The sequence below is a fragment of the Paenibacillus sp. FSL H8-0317 genome (assembly GCF_045040685.1).
GTDB lineage: Bacteria > Bacillota > Bacilli > Paenibacillales > Paenibacillaceae > Paenibacillus.
Window position 1 is genome coordinate 4,651,243 of sequence record NZ_CP150294.1, and the last position, 22,905, is coordinate 4,674,147.

General features: G+C 47.1%; 19 protein-coding genes and 1 other annotated feature. Of the genes, 1 reads left to right on the forward strand and 18 read right to left on the reverse strand.

Annotated features, from left to right (window positions below; translation table 11 throughout):
• Window positions 1–15 precede the first annotated feature (15 nt).
• From MHB43_RS20800 to MHB43_RS20810, 3 genes are read right to left on the reverse strand one after another with little or no spacing between them, the layout of a single operon-like run.
• Window positions 16–813, reverse strand: a complete 798-nt coding sequence (locus tag MHB43_RS20800; RefSeq protein ID WP_405132455.1) for a metallophosphoesterase — start codon at window positions 811–813, stop codon at window positions 16–18.
• A 29-nt stretch (window positions 814–842) separates the two neighbouring features.
• Window positions 843–1,295: a hypothetical protein gene (locus MHB43_RS20805; protein WP_405117911.1), complete on the reverse strand. Its 453-nt coding sequence runs from the start codon at window positions 1,293–1,295 to the stop codon at window positions 843–845.
• A complete protein-coding gene (locus MHB43_RS20810) occupies window positions 1,292–1,885 on the reverse strand; it encodes a CPBP family intramembrane glutamic endopeptidase (protein WP_036607728.1) in 594 nt (197 codons plus the stop codon). The genes MHB43_RS20805 and MHB43_RS20810 overlap by 4 nt, the downstream gene beginning before the upstream one ends.
• Before the next feature lie 335 nt (window positions 1,886–2,220).
• Window positions 2,221–2,451: a binding site (T-box leader), on the forward strand.
• A 199-nt stretch (window positions 2,452–2,650) separates the two neighbouring features.
• Between MHB43_RS20810 and serA the strand changes: the two genes are divergently transcribed.
• A complete protein-coding gene (gene serA, locus MHB43_RS20815) occupies window positions 2,651–4,246 on the forward strand; it encodes a phosphoglycerate dehydrogenase (protein ID WP_047843574.1) in 1,596 nt (531 codons plus the stop codon).
• A 315-nt stretch (window positions 4,247–4,561) separates the two neighbouring features.
• Here serA and MHB43_RS20820 read toward each other — a convergent pair whose 3' ends face one another.
• From MHB43_RS20820 to MHB43_RS20890, 15 genes are all read right to left on the reverse strand, one after another.
• On the reverse strand, window positions 4,562–9,340 hold the full coding sequence (locus MHB43_RS20820; protein ID WP_405117912.1) for a BclA C-terminal domain-containing protein: 4,779 nt from the start codon (window positions 9,338–9,340) through the stop codon (window positions 4,562–4,564).
• Window positions 9,341–9,534: 194 nt separating this feature from the next.
• Entirely contained in the window at window positions 9,535–10,932 is a 1,398-nt protein-coding gene (locus tag MHB43_RS20825; protein ID WP_017687665.1) for a HAMP domain-containing histidine kinase, read from the reverse strand.
• Window positions 10,933–10,987: 55 nt separating this feature from the next.
• A complete protein-coding gene (locus tag MHB43_RS20830; protein WP_017687664.1) occupies window positions 10,988–11,704 on the reverse strand; it encodes a response regulator transcription factor in 717 nt (238 codons plus the stop codon).
• Window positions 11,705–11,843: 139 nt separating this feature from the next.
• Window positions 11,844–13,106, reverse strand: a complete 1,263-nt coding sequence (ccsA, locus tag MHB43_RS20835; RefSeq protein WP_017687663.1) for a cytochrome c biogenesis protein CcsA — start codon at window positions 13,104–13,106, stop codon at window positions 11,844–11,846.
• Entirely contained in the window at window positions 13,103–14,776 is a 1,674-nt protein-coding gene (locus MHB43_RS20840; RefSeq protein ID WP_237174685.1) for a cytochrome c biogenesis protein ResB, read from the reverse strand. Before MHB43_RS20840 ends, ccsA begins: the two co-directional genes overlap by 4 nt.
• A gap of 14 nt (window positions 14,777–14,790) precedes the next feature.
• On the reverse strand, window positions 14,791–15,318 hold the full coding sequence (locus MHB43_RS20845) for a redoxin family protein (protein WP_221822071.1): 528 nt from the start codon (window positions 15,316–15,318) through the stop codon (window positions 14,791–14,793).
• Between the two features lie 134 nt (window positions 15,319–15,452).
• A complete protein-coding gene (locus MHB43_RS20850; RefSeq protein ID WP_036607741.1) occupies window positions 15,453–16,202 on the reverse strand; it encodes a pseudouridine synthase in 750 nt (249 codons plus the stop codon).
• A gap of 196 nt (window positions 16,203–16,398) precedes the next feature.
• Window positions 16,399–17,217 carry a serine protease gene (locus tag MHB43_RS20855; RefSeq protein ID WP_405117913.1) on the reverse strand — a complete coding sequence of 273 codons (819 nt, stop codon included), beginning with the start codon at window positions 17,215–17,217 and terminating at the stop codon, window positions 16,399–16,401.
• Window positions 17,218–17,280: 63 nt separating this feature from the next.
• Window positions 17,281–17,814: a spore maturation protein gene (locus MHB43_RS20860; RefSeq protein ID WP_017687658.1), complete on the reverse strand. Its 534-nt coding sequence runs from the start codon at window positions 17,812–17,814 to the stop codon at window positions 17,281–17,283.
• Window positions 17,815–17,820: 6 nt separating this feature from the next.
• Window positions 17,821–18,447: a nucleoside recognition domain-containing protein gene (locus tag MHB43_RS20865; RefSeq protein WP_036672256.1), complete on the reverse strand. Its 627-nt coding sequence runs from the start codon at window positions 18,445–18,447 to the stop codon at window positions 17,821–17,823.
• 31 nt (window positions 18,448–18,478) lie between these two features.
• Window positions 18,479–19,666: a D-alanyl-D-alanine carboxypeptidase family protein gene (locus MHB43_RS20870; protein WP_405117914.1), complete on the reverse strand. Its 1,188-nt coding sequence runs from the start codon at window positions 19,664–19,666 to the stop codon at window positions 18,479–18,481.
• Window positions 19,667–19,797: 131 nt separating this feature from the next.
• Window positions 19,798–20,274, reverse strand: a complete 477-nt coding sequence (gene ytfJ / locus MHB43_RS20875) for a GerW family sporulation protein (RefSeq protein ID WP_405117915.1) — start codon at window positions 20,272–20,274, stop codon at window positions 19,798–19,800.
• 226 nt (window positions 20,275–20,500) lie between these two features.
• Complete coding sequence (locus MHB43_RS20880) at window positions 20,501–21,226, reverse strand: DUF2953 domain-containing protein (protein WP_339177563.1); 726 nt, start codon at window positions 21,224–21,226, stop codon at window positions 20,501–20,503.
• 186 nt (window positions 21,227–21,412) lie between these two features.
• Entirely contained in the window at window positions 21,413–22,069 is a 657-nt protein-coding gene (gene scpB / locus MHB43_RS20885) for an SMC-Scp complex subunit ScpB (protein WP_405117916.1), read from the reverse strand.
• Window positions 22,038–22,838 (reverse strand): segregation and condensation protein A, encoded by an 801-nt coding sequence (locus MHB43_RS20890; protein WP_405117917.1) that lies wholly within the window; start codon window positions 22,836–22,838, stop codon window positions 22,038–22,040. The genes scpB and MHB43_RS20890 overlap by 32 nt, the downstream gene beginning before the upstream one ends.
• Between the last annotated feature and the right edge of the window lie 67 nt (window positions 22,839–22,905).

Consider the following 22,905-nt stretch of genomic DNA (forward strand, 5'->3'; position numbering starts at 1 on the left):
CCTTGATCCAATGGATCAAGGCTGTTTCTCTGTGAGTGCTTTTTCTGCGGGCACTCTTAACGTGATGATATGCATCTCCGCAGGACAACCTAGTCGGAGAGGAAGATGATTTGTACCGTATCCTCTGCTAACAAGCATTTTGCCTTCTTGGTGAATGTCCTCCGGACTTCGCTTCAGGGAGTACCACCCGTTCGATACGGGACGATACGATTTTCCAAGGAACACAGGTCCGAAAAATGGTACAACCAATTGTCCGCCATGTGTATGACCGCTTAAAATAAGATCTGCATTTTCTTCCAAGCGAAGGGCCTGCAAAGGATCATGAACGATAGCAATTTTGCAAAAACGGTTACCGATCTGCTGTAGTAATACATCGCCCTGTTTGGAACGATAGTCTATGCCGATCAGACTCAGTCTGTCATTGCCCCTTTGCAGATATTCCACATTATCCTGCAGGAGTTTAACGTCCGATTCACGAAGAATTCGCGCAAGTTGAGCGGTACCAGCCCTCTTGTCATGGTTGCCATACACCGTAAATGAAGGAGCAATGTTCGATAAAATTTTCATGTTATGTCTAACTAGAGACCATGAAATTCCTTTTTCCGCAACATCCCCGCCGATGAGAACCCAGTCCACCTTGTTTTTAACGTTTTCCAGATCCTTCTGGTTCAGCTTGCGCTTGTGCGTGTCGGATACATACAAAATCTTAGCCCCGTCAAAGGATGTTGGCAGATGTGGCACTTCAACCTCTTCTTCAATCATTTGATGAACGCGGGCTTCACGCCACATGTGAAAAAATAGTAAAACTCCCATCAAAATGATAAAACCTGTGAGTAAAAGCATTACCACGGCAAGGGAAGGAACGTATTCAGAGCGGGTGCCCCTTCAACCCCCCACCAAACCAGACTAATCGTTAACATGACAAAAATAAAAATGAGTGAATTGACAAACCTTTTGCTCAATTTTAACCGACGTGAAGGATGTAATTCTGTCCGTGTAGGAAGCGAACCCGCTTCGGGGATCGCTTCTTCCGTTGAATTTGGCGTTTTTTTGGAGCGTGATGGTGCCCTTTGAGGAAGTACTGGACTTTCCAGTTTTTCTGTATAGGGCTTGCGCTGTGATCTAGGTAAAGAAACGGAAGTAATTGGTGTGATTCCGCCAACCTCAGCAGCTGCTGCCGTTTCAGCAACGATGCTTACTTGAGAAGCCACCTGACGCTCGGATTTCTCTTTTTTATCCGATTGACGATGGCGCTGACTGCCATATGTCTTCATTCTACTTAATGGCTGATTCATGATCCCCTCCGAAAACGTATCGCTAATCCGGACACCAAATCAATAATAAAGTGACATAATATAGGCGCCCATAATGTGCCGGACTGCAAGTAAATCCAACCCAATCCATAACTTGAGACAAACACCCAGCCTGTTGGAATCCAGTGGCGCAAATAACGAATATGGATAACTGCGAATAAAATACTTGTCCAGTAAGGACCGATGGCATGTTGGATGGCTCCACGGAATAATAATTCCTCACACACTGCAACAATGGCTGCTATGCATACAATGTGCCAGATCGGACGCCCACGGAACAGCATCTCGTTAATTCCACCGTCATCCATGCTTTCCTGAGGTATAACATACGACAGTACCAAGTCCATAACAAGCATAATTCCTGCAAGACCAAGACCCCACCATATAAATTGGTAATTGTCAGGCCATGCGAGTACATCTAACAAGTTTCGTTTCTGCAATAAGATCCACACAACTCCGATAATCAGTGTCAGACCTTGTGTAAAGTATAGATTGATTAAAAGCAAACGCTCGGTGAGCTGCTGTGGCTCAGCCTTTTGAATCTTGAACTTGGGAAACTTGAATTTTTTCATCGGATGCGTCTGTCCTCTTGAGTTAAATTTGATGGATAACAATTACGTTGTCCAATCGGATAGTATACTAAATGATAGCCAAAAAACCAATTAGGTTCAAGGCCTGCCCCTAGTCCTGGTTTTATGTCCGTACCATTACTTCATTAAAGCAGTAAAATTCAGTTCACCAAACAGCTTACTTTCCATCTTCTTGTCGTAGGTATATTAACTATTGTATTACTTATGGTGACTCTGTTTATGTATGAATCTAAAGACATCTGCAAAACATTTTAAAACATTTAAGTCTATTGACATGCTCATGTCAGCCATGATACATTATGAAAAAATTAGTCACGTTAAACACGATGATGGAAAAAAGACGTTGCTTCGTCTTACAGAGAGCCGATGGTAGGTGTGAATCGGTGGCAGGCAAATGGTCTTGAGCGCTCCTGAGTTATTGCATTGAAATTGGAGTAGGTGCAATCGGTTTAGACCCGTTATCCTCTTCGGTCTTCATTGACCGCTAAGACTGTCGTTGCGAAACGGCGGTGAATTAGGGTGGTACCACGACAACTCTCGTCCCTTATTGCGCAAGCAGTATGTGGATTGAGAGTTTTTTGATTTATTTTAAAGGATATCTGTGGGATCACTCTATTTGCTTCACCTTCCCCCTCTGTTGCGACACCGCGTTGTTGGGCGGAAGAATCAACCTGGTTTTAAGGAATACCTCTTCGCTGAGGTCAGACCTTGACGATATAGATACACATACCTAAGGAGGAAGAAACCATGTACAAAGTGTTAGTGTCGGACCCAATCAGTGATCTGGGAATCCAGCAACTGGTGGATGCAAATGATGTTGTTGTTGAGAAGAAAACCGGTCTTAGTGAAGATGAACTTGTTGCCATTATTGGTGATTATGATGCCCTCTTGGTTCGCAGCCAGACTCGTGTTACAGATCGTATTATGACGGCTGGTACCAACCTTAAGGTGATCGGACGTGCAGGTGTTGGTGTAGATAACATTGATCTGGAAGCTGCTACACAGCGCGGTATTATCGTTATTAATGCACCTGATGGCAATACCATCACAACCTGTGAGCACACGTTTGCCATGATGATGGCATTGGCACGACACATTCCTCAGGCCTACGCCAAAACAATTCAGGGTACGTGGGATCGTAAAACCTTCCTGGGTGTGGAATTAAGAAATAAAACACTCGGTGTACTGGGTATGGGACGGATCGGTAGTGAAGTTGCCAAGCGCGCCAAAGCATTCGGAATGGACATTCTTGCTTACGACCCGTTCCTCACGGAGGAGCGTGCCGAGAAGCTGCAAGTGAAACTTGCTAGTGTAGATGATATCATTCGCAATGCGGACTTCATGACCGTTCACACGCCATTAACACCGGAAACACGGCATATGATTTCACGTCCACAATTCGAAGTGATGAAAAAAGGCATGCGTATCATCAACTGTGCCCGTGGTGGTGTAGTTGACGAGATGGCACTTGTGGAAGCCATTGATCAAGGTATTGTTGCTGGTGCAGCATTTGACGTATTTGAAAGCGAGCCGCCAGCCGCTGATCACCCGTTCCTGAATCACCCAAGCATTATCGTTACGCCTCACCTTGGTGCATCCACAGTAGAAGCACAAGAGAACGTGGCTATCGATGTATCGGAACAAGTTCTTCATATTCTGCGCAATGAACCGTTCAAGAACGCAGTTAACATGCCTGCTGTTGCACCAACCGTGATGAACAAATTGCAGCCGTATTTCAAACTGGGTGAAACGTTGGGTAGTTTTGCAGCACAGATTACACAAAATGCAGTGCAAGAGATTCGGATCGACTATGCTGGTGAACTTTCTGAAGTAGATACTTCTCCTCTCACACGTTACATTGTGAAAGGGATTCTCGCCAGACATTTGGGTGGGGAAGCCAACATCGTTAACTCCATGCATCTGGCCAAAATCCGTGATCTGAATGTGGTTGTAAGCCAAACCTCAACAACTAAAGGATTTACTAACCTGATTACCGTAACATTGGTTACAACTCAGGATGCTGAGGAACGCCGTGTAGCAGGTACATTGCTTGCAGGTTATGGAGAACGTATTGTTCGTCTGGACAAATTCCCGGTAGATATCGCTCCGGAAAGTCATCAAATTTTGATCTCCCACAACGATAAACCAGGTATTATCGGACGTGTAGGAACCCTACTTGGACAAAACGATGTCAACATCGCCTCCATGCAAGTTGGACGTAAAATTATTGGTGGTGCAGCGATCATGATTCTGACCGTAGATAAAGCTGTTCCAAAAGATGTGCTTGTGCAGCTTGCTGCGCTGCCAGAAATCAATACTGCTGTTGAAATTGTTCTGGAATAATCAAACATATTTTTAAATGTATAAGGAGAGACGGGGCCCTCGTGGTTCCGTCTTTTTTGTCGCTATGTATATTGCGAATTCATTTCAATTTTAAAGTTAATTTGATAATGGTGAGTGATACTCTTGGCCTTGCGGAACTGACTCTTTCGGTCGTCCCAAACATCTAATGTAGGATTGACCACTACTACCTAGAAAGAAAGAGAAACCCAAGATCTTAAATTGATCTGGGTTTCTCGACAATCAAATGCACCAATCTCATATGAGTTCAGCTTCTTTTGCCCATTAGAGAAATAGTCTTTATACATTATCGAACTATTAACTTAACTGAATGATGTTTAGTGTAGATCCCGGAGGAGAAAGAATAGCTGTGCCAACGAGCCCGAATAATTGTAACTGTATTGTTGAACCAGCGGTAACGGTAATCATAAAGTCCGACTGCAGCTGACTGAGAGAAAGTACTGGAGATACTACACTCGCTGGAATAACTGTACCGTTAAGTAAAACCCGAGATTGGATAGCAAGTGCAGCTGTCAGACTTATTTTGTATGAGATATAGTAACGACCTGCGTTGGTCAGTGTGAAGGTGTCATTAGCCCCATTGACGGTTATACCTGTGCCAATATTTTGGTTATTCGGTAACGGAACGAGTGTACCACCCAATATTACAACAATCGTACCATTAGTGTTCTCAGCAAAAGCCGAGTTAGATGTTACAGATGTTCCAGTTGCACCTGTTGCTCCGGTAACTCCTGTACTTCCGGTTACGCCCACTCCCGTGGCTCCCGTTATACCTGTAGCTCCTGTTCCCCCAGTCGCACCGGTTGCTCCGGTACTTCCCGTTACGCCGACTCCTGTTGCTCCGGTTATACCTGTTGCTCCTGTTCCCCCAGTCGCACCGGTTGCTCCGGTACTTCCCGTTACGCCGACTCCTGTTGCTCCGGTTATACCTGTCGCTCCTGTTTCCCCAGTGACACCAGTTACTCCAGTACTTCCCGTTATGCCAACTCCCGTGGCTCCCGTTATACCTGTCGCTCCGGTTTCCCCAGTGATACCAGTTACCCCGGTGCTTCCCGTTATGCCGACTCCTGTCGCTCCGGTTTCCCCAGTGACACCAGTAACTCCGGTACTTCCCGTTACGCCGACTCCTGTTGCTCCGGTTATACCTGTCGCTCCTGTTTCCCCAGTGACACCAGTTACTCCGGTACTTCCCGTTACTCCGACTCCTGTTGCTCCGGTTATACCTGTCACTCCGGTTTCCCCAGTGATACCAGTTGGCCCGGTACTTCCCGTTACGCCGACTCCTGTTGCTCCGGTTATACCTGTCGCTCCGGTTTCCCCAGTGACACCAGTAACTCCGGTACTTCCCGTTACGCCGACTCCTGTTGCTCCGGTTATACCTGTCGCTCCGGTTTCCCCAGTGATACCAGTTGGCCCGGTACTTCCCGTTACGCCGACTCCTGTGGCTCCGGTTATACCTGTCGCTCCGGTTTCCCCAGTGACACCAGTAACTCCGGTACTTCCCGTTACTCCGACTCCTGTGGCTCCGGTTACACCTGTCGCTCCGGTTTCCCCAGTGATACCAGTTACCCCGGTGCTTCCCGTTATGCCGACTCCTGTGGCTCCGGTTTCTCCTGTGGCTCCGGTTTCCCCAGTGACACCAGTAACTCCGGTACTTCCCGTTATGCCGACTCCCGTGGCTCCGGTTATACCTGTCGCTCCTGTTCCCCCAGTCGCACCAGTTGCTCCGGTTTCCCCAGTGACACCAGTTACTCCAGTTACTCCAGTACTTCCTGTTATGCCGACTCCTGTGGCTCCCGTTATACCTGTCGCTCCGGTTTCCCCTGTGATACCAGTTACCCCGGTGCTTCCCGTTACGCCGACTCCCGTGGCTCCGGTTATACCTGTGGCTCCTGTTTCCCCAGTCGCACCAGTTGGCCCGGTACTTCCCGTTACGCCTGTTGCTCCTGTTTCACCTGTAGCTCCAGTACTACCTGTTACGCTTAATCCCGTGGCTCCTGTGATCCCCGTCGCCCCAGTCAACCCTGTAACACCAGTCGCTCCTGTCTCACCAGTTGCCCCAGTTCCTCCAGTTACTCCTGTTGATCCCGTTACGCTTAATCCTGTGGCTCCTGTAATTCCCGTCGCCCCAGTCAACCCTGTAAGACCAGTCGCTCCGGTTTCACCAGTACTTCCCGTTACTCCAACTCCAGTTGCACCGGTCACACCTGTCGCTCCTGCGCCCGCAAGCAACGTGTAATCCGGTGAAGTCCCCGGCGTTCCGGTTGGCGATGCCACATTTGCAATATACGTACTGCCGTTGAACGTTACGACTTGACCCGCTGGATACGTTGGGGCTACGGCTGGATCGAACGGTACAATGCCACTCAAACCTACGCCTGTCGATCCAGTTGCCCCTGATGCTCCTGTAGCTCCGGTACTTCCCGTTACTCCAATGCCGGTTGCTCCTGTCACACCTGTCGCTCCTGCTCCAGCGATCAACGTGTAATCTGGTGAAGTCCCCGGCGTTCCGGTTGGCGATGCCGCATTCGCAATATACGTACTACCATTGAAAGTGACGACCTGACCCGCTGGATACGTTGGCGCTACGGCTGGATCAAATGGCACGATACCACTTAAACCTACGCCTGTCACTCCTGTTTCGCCAGTTGCCCCAGTTCCTCCAGTTACTCCTGTTGATCCCGTTACGCTTAATCCTGTGGCTCCTGTAATTCCCGTCGCCCCAGTCAACCCTGTAAGACCAGTCGCTCCGGTTTCACCAGTACTTCCCGTTACTCCAACTCCAGTTGCACCGGTCACACCTGTCGCTCCTGCGCCCGCAAGCAACGTGTAATCCGGCGATGTGCCCGGCGTTCCGGTTGGCGATGCCACATTCGCAATATACGTACTGCCGTTGAACGTTACTACTTGACCCGCTGGATACGTTGGGGCCACGGCTGGATCGAATGGTACAATGCCACTCAAACCTACGCCTGTCGCTCCAGTTGCACCGGTTCCTCCGGTTCCTCCAGTTACTCCTGTTGATCCCGTTACGCTTAAACCCGTGGCTCCTGTAATTCCCGTCGCCCCAGTCAACCCTGTAACACCAGACGCTCCTATAGCTCCGGTACTTCCCGTTACTCCAACTCCAGTTGCTCCCGTAACTCCCGTTGCTCCTGCTCCAGCAAGCAACGTGTAATCCGGTGAAGTCCCAGGCGTTCCGGTTGGCGATGCCACATTCGCAATATACGTACTGCCGTTGAACGTTACTACTTGACCCGCTGGATACGTTGGGGCCACGGCTGGATCAAATGGCACGATACCACTCAAACCTACGCCTGTCGCTCCTGTTTCACCAGTTGCCCCGGTTCCTCCAGTTACTCCTGTTGATCCCGTTACGCTTAAACCCGTGGCTCCTGTAATTCCCGTCGCCCCAGTCAACCCCGTAAGACCAGTCGCTCCTGTAGCTCCGGTACTTCCCGTTACTCCAACTCCAGTTACTCCCGTAACTCCCGTTGATCCTGCCCCAGCAAGCAAAGTGTAATCCGGTGAAGTCCCAGGCGTTCCGGTTGGCGATGCCACATTTGCAATATACATACTACCATTGAAAGTGACGACCTGACCCGCTGGATACGTTGGGGCTACGGCTGGATCAAATGGCACTAGGCCTGTCAATCCCGCCCCGGTTGTTCCCGTTACACCTGACGCACCTGTCGCTCCTGTAGGTCCTGCACCTGCAAGCAATGTATAGTCTGGCGAAGTACCTGGCGTACCCGTAGGTGAAGCCACAGCCGTTATATACGTACTGCCATTGAAGGTAACGACCTGACCTGCTGGGTACGTTGGAGCTACTGCAGGGTCAAACGGAACTGCACCATTGAGACCGATGCCCGTAGCTCCGGTCTCACCTGTAACTCCCGATCCTGCTAACAACGTATAATCTGGAGAACTTCCTGGCGTACCCGTTGGCGAAGCGACATTTGTAATGTAAGTACTGCCACCAAACGTGACGATCTGTCCAGCTGGATATGTCGGGGCTAATGCGGGATCAAATGGCACGATGCCACTTAATCCTGCACCTGTGGCTCCAGTTACACCAGTCGCCCCCGCAGCAGCGATTAATGTGTAATCCGATGAAGATCCCGGTGTTCCTAGAGGACCAGCTACACTTGCAATGTAAGTACTACCGTTATACGTAATGACTTGACCTGCTGGATAACCCGGGGCGAGCGCTGGATTAAATGCTACTGCTCCTGTCAAACCACCTCCGGTTGCTCCCGTTGCTCCAGTCGTTCCACCCGACAGCAAAAGAGTGTAGTCTGGAGAACTTCCGGGTGTACCCGAGGGACCGTTTACATTGGCAACATAAAGACTGCCCTCGTAGCTTACTACTTGACCTTGAGCATAAGTTGGTCCCAGTGCAGGATCATATGCAGTAATATTGTTCAAGCCAACACCAGGTGCTCCTGCCGGACCCTGTGCTCCCTGTGGACCGACTGGGCCAACCGGCCCTACAGGTCCAATTCCTCCAGGTGTTCCAGTAGCCCCTTTCACCCCAGGGACTCCCGGGACACCGGGTACCCCCGGAACTCCTGGCACTCCCTGTGGACCAGCTGGTCCGGTAATCCCTCCAGTTCCAAGAGTTGTCGTCGCCCGGCCTAACGATATGGAGATCGATCGAATTAATCCCACAAGTTTATCTTTTTCTGCAGGTGGTGCTTCCAGAAGCAACGTCACACTTAACAAGTCATCCAGTAAGTTCTGCAAGTTACCTGCGAGATTAATAAGAGGAACAGGGACAATCTCTGAACCTGCAATCGTTAATTCCAATACGGCTTGTAATTCTGCCTTTACTCCGGCACGAAATCCGGATTGATTCACAAAAGTAAGTAACTGGCGTAATGCGTTCTGCAAAGACAGTATATTGGCTGAAGTCGGCTGACTGATTGCAGCAGGAATAGCCATAGCCAAAGAACGCAGTATGGATTCAAACTCCTCCAGTTCTCTTGTAGTTATTGGAATAAACGGAGAGCCCGCTCTAAAAGATCTGCCGTCCAGAAAAGCTTTAATATTGACCCTTTTTCGATCATCGGACATGCTTATCTCAATCCTCCTCTATCTTGCTCGCTTTTCAAGCTTATGTAACATAGGAAGGAAAATTATCTTGGACACTCTTTTTAGTCAAAAAAAGACCATTCATGTTCCACGTTGAACAAGATTAAACGGTAGTCTTCAACAAAAAAACACCCTCCTTAAGAGGGTGTTTCCGCACTTTTTGTATGAAATTCAGGCTATTTCGATGAATCCAAAGGAAATTGCAAAATAAACTCTGTTCCTTCGCCAAGCACACTATTGACAGTAATCATGCCTTGATGCGCATCAACAATATTTTTCACAATCGCTAAACCAAGCCCCGTACCTACACTTTCTCCCCGAACACGAGCCTTGTCTGCTTTGTAGAATCGTTCAAAAATAAATGGCAAGTCGGATGAAGGGATACCTACACCCTGATCTTTCACAGAAACTCTGACAAATGGAGCACGAAGATAAGTGACCCTCTCGGCTGAGATCATTACATTTTTGCCAGTAGGTGTATGTCTGAACGCATTATCCAGCAAATTCGTAAATACTTGCTCAAGTCGATCCTCATCTGCCTGTTGAAGTTCAATAGTTGGTTGTTCGAACTTAAATTGCAGTTGAATTCCCTGTTCTTTTGAACGCACAGAGAACTTCCGATATACACGTTCAAGTAGCTCTCCGAGGTCAACTTCCTTCATCACCATGTCCGTGTGTCCAGCTTCCATCCGCGCAAGGTCAAGCAAGTCTTTAACCAGTCTGCCCATCCGCAAGGACTCATCATGAATGACTTGGATCAGTTCTTCGCTCTCTTCGGGTGAGGTTGCCATGCCGTCCAGAAGCGCTTCGCTGTAGCCTTGCATCATAGATAATGGGGTACGTATCTCATGAGATACGTTAGCCACGAAATCACGCCGCATTTTCTCCAGACGCACTTCTTCTGTTACATCTCTTAAGACAGCCACAGCCCCTCTGACAACACTGTCAGCATACAACGGTGCCATCTGAACAGACCAGACACCTTGCTGTACGTGAACATTGGAGTTCTGGTCCCCACCTTGCTCCATCACCATTCTGAACAAAGGAAGAAGGGGCTCAGGTACATCACGCGATGTCTTGTCAGACTGCTCGGATTCTTGTCCTTCGTCCATTTTTGCCCAATCCAAATCATACCATGTCTGCATGATCTTTTCTCCAGGCGGATTCGTCAGAATAACTTTGCCTTCACCATCAAATGTAACCACCGCATCGGTCATGCTGCGAAGCACACTCGCCAAATGTTCCTTCTCATGGTTAAGGTTTCGAATATTATCTTCCAGTTGGGCAGCCATATGATTAAATGTGTTGGCAAGTTCACCAATCTCATCACTCGTTACCAGGGAGAGACGTGTTCCGTAGTTCCCTTTGCGAATCGCATTGGCTGCCTGAATCAATTGCTGCATGGGTTGCGTTATTTTGGTGAATAGAAACAATGCAAAAAACGTGGTTAAACTGAATCCGATAATACAGATATAGGTGAACAACCGCTTAATATCTCTGGATTCGGATTCTGCAAAGTTTGTATCAATGTAGGGCAGCAAAAAAAGACCCAGCGCTATAAGTACACAACCCACAAGGCAGATAATAGTGATCCATAACTTCCCGACCAGTGATCTCCAGAAACTAAAACTACTTCGGTACTTCCAGTTTATAACCCACACCCCACACCGTCGTAATCATGGCCGCCGATTCAGGCGATACCTTGTTAAGTTTCTCGCGAAGACGCTTCACGTGCGTATCCACGGTACGAAGATCGCCAAAGAATTCGTAATTCCATACATCTTTGAGCAATTCTTCTCTGGAGAAAACTTTGTCGGGAGATGTTGCCAGGTAGTGCAGCAATTCATATTCTTTTGGTGTAAGACTAATCTCTTCGCCACCAGCGGTTACCCGGTGGGCATCATGCTCAATAACCAGATGCGGGAACACGATGTTGTTACTCGAATTGCTCTCCTTGGAGAGATAAGCTGTCGCGGAAGATCGACGCAAAATCGCTTTGACGCGATAAATCACTTCACGCGGGCTGAATGGTTTTACAACATAATCATCAGCGCCAACTTCGAAGCCTTGAACCCGGTTAATCTCTTCACCTTTTGCAGTGAGCATCAAAACCGGCGTTGATTTCACCTGACGAAGACGGGTACACACTTCAACACCATCCATACCCGGCAACATCACATCAAGCAAAATCAGCCCGTAGTCCCCTGCTGTTGCTTTACGCAGCGCAGTTTCCCCATCCTCAGCTTCATCGATTTCATAACCTTCTTTTTCAAGATACATTTTCAAAAGCCTGCGGATTCTCTCTTCGTCATCCACGACCAGTATTCGATTCTCATGTTCAGCCATGCCTCTCCAGCCCCTTTGCAATAACTCCTCATCACTTCTATTATGTTCGATCTGGCGAACAATATTTGAATACCCTTCAATAAAAAGGTACGTTTGTGTTTCCCGCTTCTAAACTCAACCTTTGCAATACGAGTCTGTCCTAGTCAGCTCCAGCATAAGAATGTAATCCGGCAATGATCAAATTCACCCCAACTAGTGTAAACATGACGACCAGGAAGCCAAGAACTGCAAGCCATGCAGACTTCTGACCTTGCCAACCTCTGGATAAACGCAAATGCAGATACACACTATAATATAGCCATGTAATCAATGCCCACACCTCTTTGGGGTCCCAACCCCAAAAGCGACTCCAGGCAATCTGAGCCCAGATCATGGCAAAAATTAATGCTCCCAGCGTAAATATCGGAAAACCAATGGCAATCGCGCGATAACTTATCTCATCCAGATCATCGGCATCGATTCCATCCATCATTGGCTGTAACGCTTGTCCCAGTGGTCTGCGCACAAGAAGTCGTACAATTCCATACAGGATTAGACCTACAATAAGTGACCAAACCACCGTATTCAGCTTGCGCCCGGCATTTACCCCGTTCATCCAGGAAGGCGTCTCAAGTAAAGGTTTTTTCATGCCAAGAAACGGTGTCATGCTCTCCACTTCGCTATTATATGGTGCAAAAATCGGAGGCATGCGATAAATCACTTTCTCTATTGTACTATTTTCCTGTACCTCTGTGTCAATGCTGACCGTTTTCTGTACAAAAACCGCCTCGTAACCAGCTGTACGAAAGGCAAATACCGTTCCGATAAATCCGATGACTACAACGATCGTAACCAAGGTGAATTCAACCCATCCTCGTTGACGTCTTGAAGACTTATCTTTACCACTGAAATCAACAGTACGGAGCAAATACATGAACCCTGCGGCAAAACCCACGGCGAAGAATGCTTCACCAAGCGCAGCCAATGTCACGTGAATTTTCAGCCAAATGGACTGAAGCGCCGGGATTAATGGTTGTACCTCCTGAGGAAATACAGCGGCGTACGCCATAATAATAATGGTAAGTGGTAAGGCAAACAAACCCAGTAATGACTTTCGGTATATGGCATATACAACAATAAATGCAACCATGATCATCATGGACAGAAAAGACATGAACTCATACATGTTACTGACCGGGATATGACCTGCCCCAGCCCATCGGGTTACAAAAAATACGATATGCGCCGCCAAGGCAACAGTCGAAGCGATAAAAGCTCTTTTACCCCAGCGATTCATATGGTCCAGAGGATCACGATTACTCCATTTTTTGCCCATGACCGCGACAGCATATAACAAGAATGCAGCACAATAGAGAAAGAAAGATACGATAAATGCGTCGCTGCTGAAATCCAATAATCTCATGCCTGGTTCCCCCCGTTATCCAACGACTTCTCTTCAACTTCCAGATTCATCTGTTTCAAAACGGCCGCAACTTCACGCCTGAAGCCAAACCAGTTTTTGTTGGTATGTCCACCCAAGGTGAGCTGTTTATCATCAAAACGAATCCAAATGCGGCGATGATGCCAATAAAAACCCATGACCAGACCCAACATAACAATACCGGCTCCTACCCACACAAAAGGCATTGCCTTATCCACTCTTATATTGAGATAACTTACGGACTGAATAATATCGACCTTGTCCATGCTGTCTACTTCCAGCTGTAAAGGAATATCAGCTCCAATCAGCTGTTGGTTAATCGCATCCTGTTGAAACCGTTGTTTATCAATCTGCTTCGCAAAGTACAGATATTGTATCCCCTCTTCGGGCAGATCCGGTCCCTTGATGAGAAAGAGAAAAGCAGGTGCATTAGGTGAAGGCGATTTTGATTTGGGCTGACCATTCTCATCCAATCCAAAGTCCATAAACTTTTCTTTTACCGTAAGCTTATAAGGACCAGCTTCAAATGTTCTTTGGGTATCTACCATATCGATCTTGAGTGCCCCGTATACTTCACCCGTCTTTGTATTGACCAGATCAGGTGTTACGGACCGAATGGTGGGTGTTAGATCATAATCAAACTGATATGCTTTCAGACCGTTATAATTCAATGGATGATTCACGCGTACATCATGTCTGGCCACCTCAGCTAACTGAGGTTTCTTCGAGAGATCCGAACAATCTGCTGTACATTCATACAAAACAACTTTTGTTTCGAACAGTTTCGGAACGGTTTTATTGAGGTTACGGAATTGCTCAGGTACTTCTTCCTCACTGTAGAATTCAACATTAAACTGTTCATTTTGCAGATACATCGACGTATTCGGGATCTTTTTGATCTCACCTTCAGGAAAAGCGACATGCTCGTCCAGATTCAGACCAGGAAGTCCTCGTGCGAGCACCGCCAGCAAAAATATAATGAGTCCAATATGGATGACATATGGGCCCCATCGACTGAATCGCTGTTTCTCGGCGAGTAATGCATCACCCTGGGTGTGCACGCGGTATCCTTTCTTTTTCAGTGGCGTAACCGCTTTCTTAATCCAGTCTTCTGGTGCCTCTTCGATGGTACCTTGGTACACCAGACGCTGTCTTGTCAAAAATTGCGTATGCTTACGTATTCTTTGTTTATTCAGTGCTTTGTAGAGCGGCAGGACGCGATCCAGACTACATATCACCAAAGATGCCCCAATCAGCACCAGCAGTAGAATAAACCACCAGGATTCGTATGTATGGGATAAACCCAACAGATAATAGATATGTCCCAACTGACCGTATGTTTCTTTGTAGTACACGGAAGGATCGATATTCAGAAATGTACTTTCTTGCGGATAGATCGTACCAAGCATAGAACCTACAAGCGTAAAAACAATCATATAGACGGCAATTTTAACGGAAGAAAAAAAGTTCCATATGCGGTCAATGATGTTGGGATTACTACGCTGTGAACGGCGCGCCATGCCATCATAACGCATTTCCAACACTTCATCCGATTTAGCTTCAGACTCCAGCAGCGGTTTCCCACATGCTTCACATAGTACAGTGCCTACCGGATTCTGGTGTCCGCACTCACATTTGGTATTTTGGAACACGAATAGACCTCCTGTCAGGGCTGCTTCGCCAGTTGCGAAATTTGAGCGTCAAGTGTGTCCAAATCAAGTTGACCGATATGAATGGTAGAGATTTTGCCCGTGTCGGATACAAAGAATGTCGTTGGCATCGGAGAGATCCCAAAATCACGAACCGAGTTTTTCTCCCGATCAAGCATGATTGGAAACGTAACCCCAACCTGCCGAACAAAATTATCCACGGTCATCTGGTCTTCTCCAACATTAATCCCGACAAATTGTACTCCCTGTTCCTTCCATTTGTCAGCTTGCGCCTGAAGTGCAGGCATTTCTTTAACACAAGGTTCACACCATGTGCCCCAGAAATTGATCACCATCGCTTTTCCTTTGTACTCATCAGACGTATGAACTTGACCATCCAGGCCCAGCAGTTCAAAAGAAGGAGACTTGTCCCCTTCCTTTGGCTTGCCATTCGAGCCGGATACCGATGTCGTAATCGCATATCCGCCCAACACCAGGATCAATAACAAAATGACGATTTGCACCGTTCTTCTTGATTTCCCCATGTGCTGCTCCCCTTTTAAGTGACTGTAGCATTCGCATCTTATTGGTCTAAGACAACTGTGAACATCCTATGAACAATTATAGCGAATTTCGTCACAAAACTGCGGCGGTTTTATGAAAATTATGTGTCCTCACATTACCTTTTTTTCATTTTTTTGGCTGGTTCTGATTGTGCGAGGGTAATTAGGTTGTTGACTTCTTCTTTGGTCAGATGACGTGTCAGACCACGTTTCAGGTTTTGTAGCAAAATACCACCAAACGAAATCCGTTTCAGACGGGTTACCGGATGGTTGATTGCCTCGAACATACGTCTAACCTGACGGTTACGTCCTTCATAGATCGTAATGGAAATGACCGACTCATTGGCCGCTGTATCCACATCTTTGTACTCTACCTCTGCAGGAGCAGTCATGCCGTCATCCAGCATAATGCCTGTCTTTAATTTCTCCAGAGCTGTACCATGCGGCACACCTTTAACCGTTGCATGATACGTTTTGGGTACGTGATGCTTCGGATGCGTCAGCAAATGTGCAAACTCACCATCATTGGTAAGGATCAATAAGCCCTCTGTGTCATAATCCAGACGCCCCACAGGATATACACGTTCCTTGACACCTTTCAGGTAGTCGGATACAATTTTCCGACCTTCCGGGTCAGATGCACTTGTGATTACGCCTTTTGGCTTGTTTAACATCAAGTACACTTTTTTCTCACTGCGGATCGGTTTTCCATTAACCGTAATCATATCCTCTTCGGGGTTCGCTTTTGTACCCAGTTCGGTTACGACCTCCCCGTTAACTTCTACTTTGCCGGACAGGATTAGTTCCTCGCTCTTGCGGCGGGATGCAATGCCTGCCTGTGCGATAATTTTTTGTAATCTTTCCATGTTTGTCATGTCACCTCACACTAATGATACCCATCACGCAGGGAAATCACAAGGATAATCCAAGGATTTTGTAAACTGGCGACACGAATATGCATTTTAGACTACCTTTCCCTTTGAGGTTGACGCAAAAAAAGCCTGCCTTTACACGACCTGTTGAACACAGATGGCGTAAAGATAGACCTTTTTCTCAAATCATTTAATTGGAAACTTTGCCGGCAACTGCAACCTGTTTTTTGGCAGGTTTAGTACTCTCTTTAATGAAAGTCTGCAATGTTTTGGAAGTAATATAATAAGTACGTCCACCGTACACAAATGTCATCATACCAATGACCCGGTTGTTCTGATCCATAACAGGGCCACCTGAATTACCTTGGGCCATGGATTTCACAATACTGCCGATTCCCTTTTTACCTGGAACGTCCGAAGCTTGAGAACTGAACACTCTGCTTTTGGCTATCGTATTGTAGGTTGAAGGAAAATCTTCATCCAGGATGACAAGATCACCAGCAGGATTTTTGGGAAATCCAATCGTATAGACAACCTGGTTATCCCTTGCATTTGCAAATGCGACCGGTTGGGCGTCTATTTCCTTGTCCAGCTTCAGCAGTGCCATGTCTGTGACCGGATCTGTCTTAATAATCTTCGCCTTTACAGGCTTGCTAAGGGAACCCGGACTTGCAACAGTCAGTGTACCTTCATCACCATCAGACAGTTCAGCAAAACTCTGAACGACATGGTAATTCGTGAGCACTTCATCCTTTGAGATCAATATTGAGGTACCAACATCATAATATACCATATCGGGTTCATCCTGCTTGACCAAACGTACATTCACGACTGGAAAAGAATCCGCTGTGACTGCCATTTGTGCACGCAGCTGTTTGTCGAAGTAACCTGTAAAATGTATCGTCTGAACGGCTTGAGCTGCCGCCAACCCCGTTGACCCCGCGAGCATTGCAACAGCAAGCACGCCTGACATTCCGACACGGAGCATTCGTTTCCAACTCTTCTGCATGTCTCACTCTCCTCCGCTATTATTCTAGCATATCTAATATATCGGAAGGAAAGGAGATATCTTTTAACCAAAAACGAGCAAACAAATGGCGAGGGCAGCAATAAAACCAACGACATCGGAAAACAACCCTACTTTGAGTGCATACCGACCGTTCCTTATGCCTACAGCTCCAAAATAAACAGTCAGCACATATAACGTGGTGTCTGTACTTCCCTGAATCGTAGATGCCATACGTCCAATCATGGAGTCAGGGCCATGGGTTTTGATCAGATCGGTTGTAAACGCCAGAGAGCCTGTCCCCGTTAAAGGACGCAGTATTCCGAGTGGCAACACTTCCCCTGGAACACCCATCCATGACACAAGTGGAGCGAACAGACTAATCACAAAATCCAGTGCACCCGAGGCACGAAATACGCTGATTGCGACCATCATGCCCACGAGATGCGGAATAATACTGATTGCAGTAGAGAATCCATCCTTGGCCCCATCAACAAAGGATTCGTAAACCGGGACCTTTTTGGTAAACGCATATAATGGAACAAACGCGATAATAACCGGGATGGCCCAGACGGAGATCCAGTTGATGAAGGTTAACAAAGGTGCTCATCCTTTCATGCCGGGATTGCCACTTTTCTGTATGCGCGGCGGTTTATGTAAAGCCCTGTTCCGATACCAGCGATCGGCGATTATAGCAGCAAGTGTAGCGATAATGGTAGCCATCAATGTTGTTCCCACAATCTCTGTTGCATTGGCAGAATGATAGTTTAAGCGGATGGCGATCAGCGTTGTCGGAATAATGGTAATACTAGCCGTATTCAGAGCCAGTAAGGTGCACATCGCAGGAGAAGCGGTTTGTTTGTCCGGATTAAGCTCCTGCAGCTGTTGCATGGCTTTGATTCCCATCGGTGTAGCCGCATTTCCTAGCCCCAGCAGATTCGCACTCATATTGGAGAGAATATAACCCATCGCCGGATGATTTTTGGGCACATCGGGGAACAAGAAACCCACAACCGGGCCAAGCAGCTTGGCAATCCGGGCCAAGAGGCCAGCATCCTCAGCCATTTTCATCATGCCCATCCAGAACACTAGCACACTAATCAGTCCAAAACAGACCGTGACTCCCGTTGCCGCCCCATCAAAAGCAGCTTGTGTGACCACTTCGATATTGCCGTTGACGGCTGCAAAAGCAAATCCGATTAAAATCATGAGCAGCCAAATTAAATTAATCACGGATTATATCCTCCCTTCAATGGCGATTTGGCTAAGGAGACAATAGATGGCTTAACACGGCACGCCATGCAGCTGCCCAGGAAGAGACATCACCGACTCCACCCAGTGTTGCATCTTCTGTCTTCGGTTCAGGAGGAATATAACTGCCTTTGCGATACACGGGAATTGAGCCAACAAGTTTGCCGTCAAGCTGCATATCAATGCGACCTGCCAATCCGAACGAAGGATCTGTCGATTGTTCCTGGCCTTCCGTTTCCGACTGTCCTCGATTTTCGTGTAGTATCAATTTCTTGGTCAATGAGCCTTGTTCACTCTTAGCCAGTGGGTACCAGAATCCCCGGCCCGTAACGACATCCGTATTTTGCACAGGCTGTTCTTGCTTGGCGACCTCTACCAATGGGAAGTATTCAAACCCGAAATCTAGCATCCGAGCATGATCGTTCCAATCGTTTCCGTCGTTCAGCGTTACCGCGGCGAGCTGCTGTCCATTACGTGTAGCGGAGCTGACCAAACATCTGAAAGCTTTTTTTGTGTAACCCGTCTTCACTCCATCCGCACCTTCATACATCCGCAGCATTTTATTTTTATTGTGCCAAGAGTATTCCCAGCTTTCATTGGGGTTCGGTGCGGATTTGTCCTCCGTGGCTACGATGCGTTTGAACACCGGATTGTGCAACGCATATGCCGTTAATCGGGCCAAGTCATTGGCTGTAGAATAGTGACCTTCTGCATCCAGTCCATGAGGGTTCATAAAATGGGAATGCGTCAGACCAATTTGCTCCGCCTTTTTGTTCATTAACAGGACAAAGCCTTCTTCCGATCCACCGACATGTTCTGCGATCGCAGAGGCCGCGTCATTGCCTGAACGGAGCATTAGCCCGTACAACATGTTCTCCAGTGTCATCTCTTCACCTAACTTGAGATAGAGAGATGATCCTTCTTTGGCAAAAGCAGTGGGCGTCACTTTAACTTTTTCATCCAGCTTGCTGTGTTCAATCGCAACGATTGCCGTCATGATTTTGGTCAAACTGGCAATTCGCAGTTCCTTATCCCCATCTTTGCTGTATAAGATCCGGCCTGATGTCACATCAATGAGAGCAGCGCTTTGCGCATGTGTAGACGGACCTTGAATTGTTGCCTGGGCTTGAGTAACCCCAAATGAAGACAGCAAGAAGACAGGGATAAGCATGCATGCAATGACTTTCGTTATTTTTCGCATCAATTCATTCCTCCGGGTCACTTGGAATCTTGTACTATCTTATGTCCGGACAACTTGGAGTATGTCCCATCAGGCAAAAACAGCAAAAATCCCTCACCGCTTGGATGCGGGAGGGATCATGACGAAATGATTCAGCTATACGTTGATGGATCTGGTGTATCCGGTACATCTGATGTATTCGTTTGTGTTGTATTACGTTGGAACATGCCCTGGATTCGGTCAAGAACATAAGGGGTAGAGTCAATGAGCTTCTCAAACAAATGCGTGGAGTTATCGAGTGGTACAATGTGTACCCCTTGTTTACCAACGACAAGAAATGCGATTGGGCGGATGGAAACTCCACCACCACTACCTCCACCAAAAGGTGAAGATACAGAGGCATGCTCTGTCTTCGCTCCTGTCGTGGAACCAGTCTCCTTGTTCTTTTCATCATTCACGCGAAAATCGCTACCACCTGCTGCAAATCCGAAACCCACTTTACTGATCGGCAGAATGACTGTACCGTCAGGTGTTTCAACTGCATCGCCAACGATAGTATTGACATCCACCATGGCCTTGATATTTTCCATTGCAGTTTCCATTAAGCCTTGAATTGGATGATCTGACATCTGAATTCCCTCCAGTTTCAATGTAAGCTAGGTTTGATCTAACCATATGATCCCCAAACTCCAGGGGACTTATGTAACAAATGCATTTTATCCATATCCTGCGATTTCTCAGTCTCATCTGGGCTAAAATGTGTAACGAGTGTTCTACACATCACTGTACCCATCAGAAACTGCCAGTCCAAATTGAGAAAACATGAACGAATAACACATTGCTGTCTTCAAAGAGTTACGGTTTTGCCCCTTCGAGCTTTTGTTTCTCCTTGTGTTTACGACGCTGCTCCCGCAGTAGCTTGAACCACATCCGCCATCCGCCCTCGACTTGTAACACTCGGGTTAATAACCTTATTCCTGCAACCATAATGGCTGTAATCCGGATCTTCAATCGGAATTCAAGTTCCGTCCGGAACTCCATCTCATCTGACCATACCGGTATAACTTCAAGCATTGGCGTCTTTTCAAACTTAACCTGATAGGTCAGAAAACCAATGATAATGGACTTGATTCCCCATACCCAACCCGTAAGGACAGCCGTATACGCTGCATCACCAACCCCGATGTGGGTAGCCCAGGACAATTGAGTCATATGTACGCGTGTGAGTGTTTGCTTAAGCCACAGCTTGAGCGCGTCCGTTGCCCTAAGCATGATTTTCACATCTTTAGCCCACTTCTTGACTTTGCGTTTGTTGACTCTCTCGCTTCCCTGGACCTCCCCTCTCGAATGATTCATGGATTGTTCGGTCTTGACCAGAAAACCTTCCTTCATATTGCGAAAAACAATACTCGGGATCTCATAGTTAATCCGCACAATTCCATAGAGAAGACGAACATTAATATTGGCGTAATCATCACTTTTATGTTTACTGAATGTAAAATGTACATGAACATTTGAGATGAGGACTGCGGCAATCAGCAATGCGAACAACAAACCGATTCCTCCAAGCCAAATCCACACAGGCCTTACCTCCAAGCCCTCAATTCTTTTCTCGTCTAGTATGGCACTTTGAATAGGAAAAAATTCACGTCTGACCTAAAAATCCCATTTCATATTTATTTGGAAACCGCTTTATTCACCATTTATCTAAAACATTGCACAAAAAACCGACTCCACTAATGGTGTCGGTTAATATGACTTTTCAAATTAGAGTGAAGAATCCGTGCTATCATCTTCGCTGTCGATATGACTTAGATCATCCGCCGGATCAGCACTTTCCGGTTCCAGTTGTTGCAGATCCAGTTTGTTGAATAAGAGTTGTGTCTCTTCCTCCAGGTTTTCCGAATCTTCAAACAAGCCTGGTTCCGGAAGGTCTTTAATTGAAGCCAATCCGAAATAATCAAGGAATGACTTGGTCGTTCCGTACAGAATTGGTCGTCCAATCGCCTCGGCTCGTCCCACTTCAATAATCAAATCCTTATTCACAAGCGTATGAATGGCCCGCTCCGATTTTACACCGCGGATTTCCTCAATCTCTACCCGTGTAATGGGCTGCCGGTACGCCACAATAGCCAGCGTCTCCAGAGCCGCTTGGGATAAGGATGTTCGTGCCGGAGAGTACGCCAGTTTCTCAAAATACACAGCATGCTCAGGCAAGGTGCCCAACTGAACTACACCCGCGATCTTGAGAATCTGTACACCTCGTCCCTGCTGTGAAAATTCATGAATCATCTCCTCAATCGCGTCCGTTACAAGCTCCACTCGCTGGTCGACGATCTCGGCGATTTGTTTGATACTCAGGCCTTCTTCTCCGGACAAAAACAGCAGGCCTTCAATAATCGATTTCAATTTCGGAAAATCCATGATTCTTTGTTTCCCCTCTCCACTCCATAACGATATCCTCAAACATCCGTTCCTGATAACAGACAATCTGCTTCATCTTCATCAGTTCCAGCACCGCCAGAAAAGTGACAACAATCTCATGGCGATAGATATGCTCATCCATCAACTTGGAGAATAACAGTCTGCCTCCCGGCCCCATACTTTCCAAAGCGCCGATGACATCCCGTATCCGGTCCTTAACCGAAATCTCATCCCGTTTGATTCGGGTTACAGTTGTACGCTTCTCAGCCTTACGTAGCGCCTTCTGGAATGCTGCAATCAGGTCAGAGGTGTGTAAACCCTCAACCGGGTTCGATTGGGCTTCTACGGGCATATAGAGGCGCAAATCCTCGGGCTCTTTGGAAAATATAAGGCTGCGTTCCCACTCCCGTTCATGAAGATGACGTGCAATTCCCTTGTACTTGCGATATTCTATCAGACGTGCAATCAGCTCTGCACGTGGATCATAATCTTCTTCTTCCATATAATCATAATCCTCGAAATCCTCAATGACCGGTGGTTTGGGCAATAAAAGTTTGCTCTTGATCGACAGCAATGTTGCTGCCATGACCAGAAATTCACTCGTAATATCCAGTTCCAGTTCCTGCATCGAATGCAGGTACGCCATGTATTGATCGGTAATATCGCTGATGGGAATATCCTGGATATGAATTTCAGCCTTATCAATCAGATGAAGCAGCAGATCCAAAGGCCCTTCAAAAGTCTCCAGTTTGTATGTAACTACCGTCACTAGACGAATCCTCCCGCCAGAAAAATACAAAACCCTGCTAAGCCGTCCGAATCCGGTTTCCCGTGTT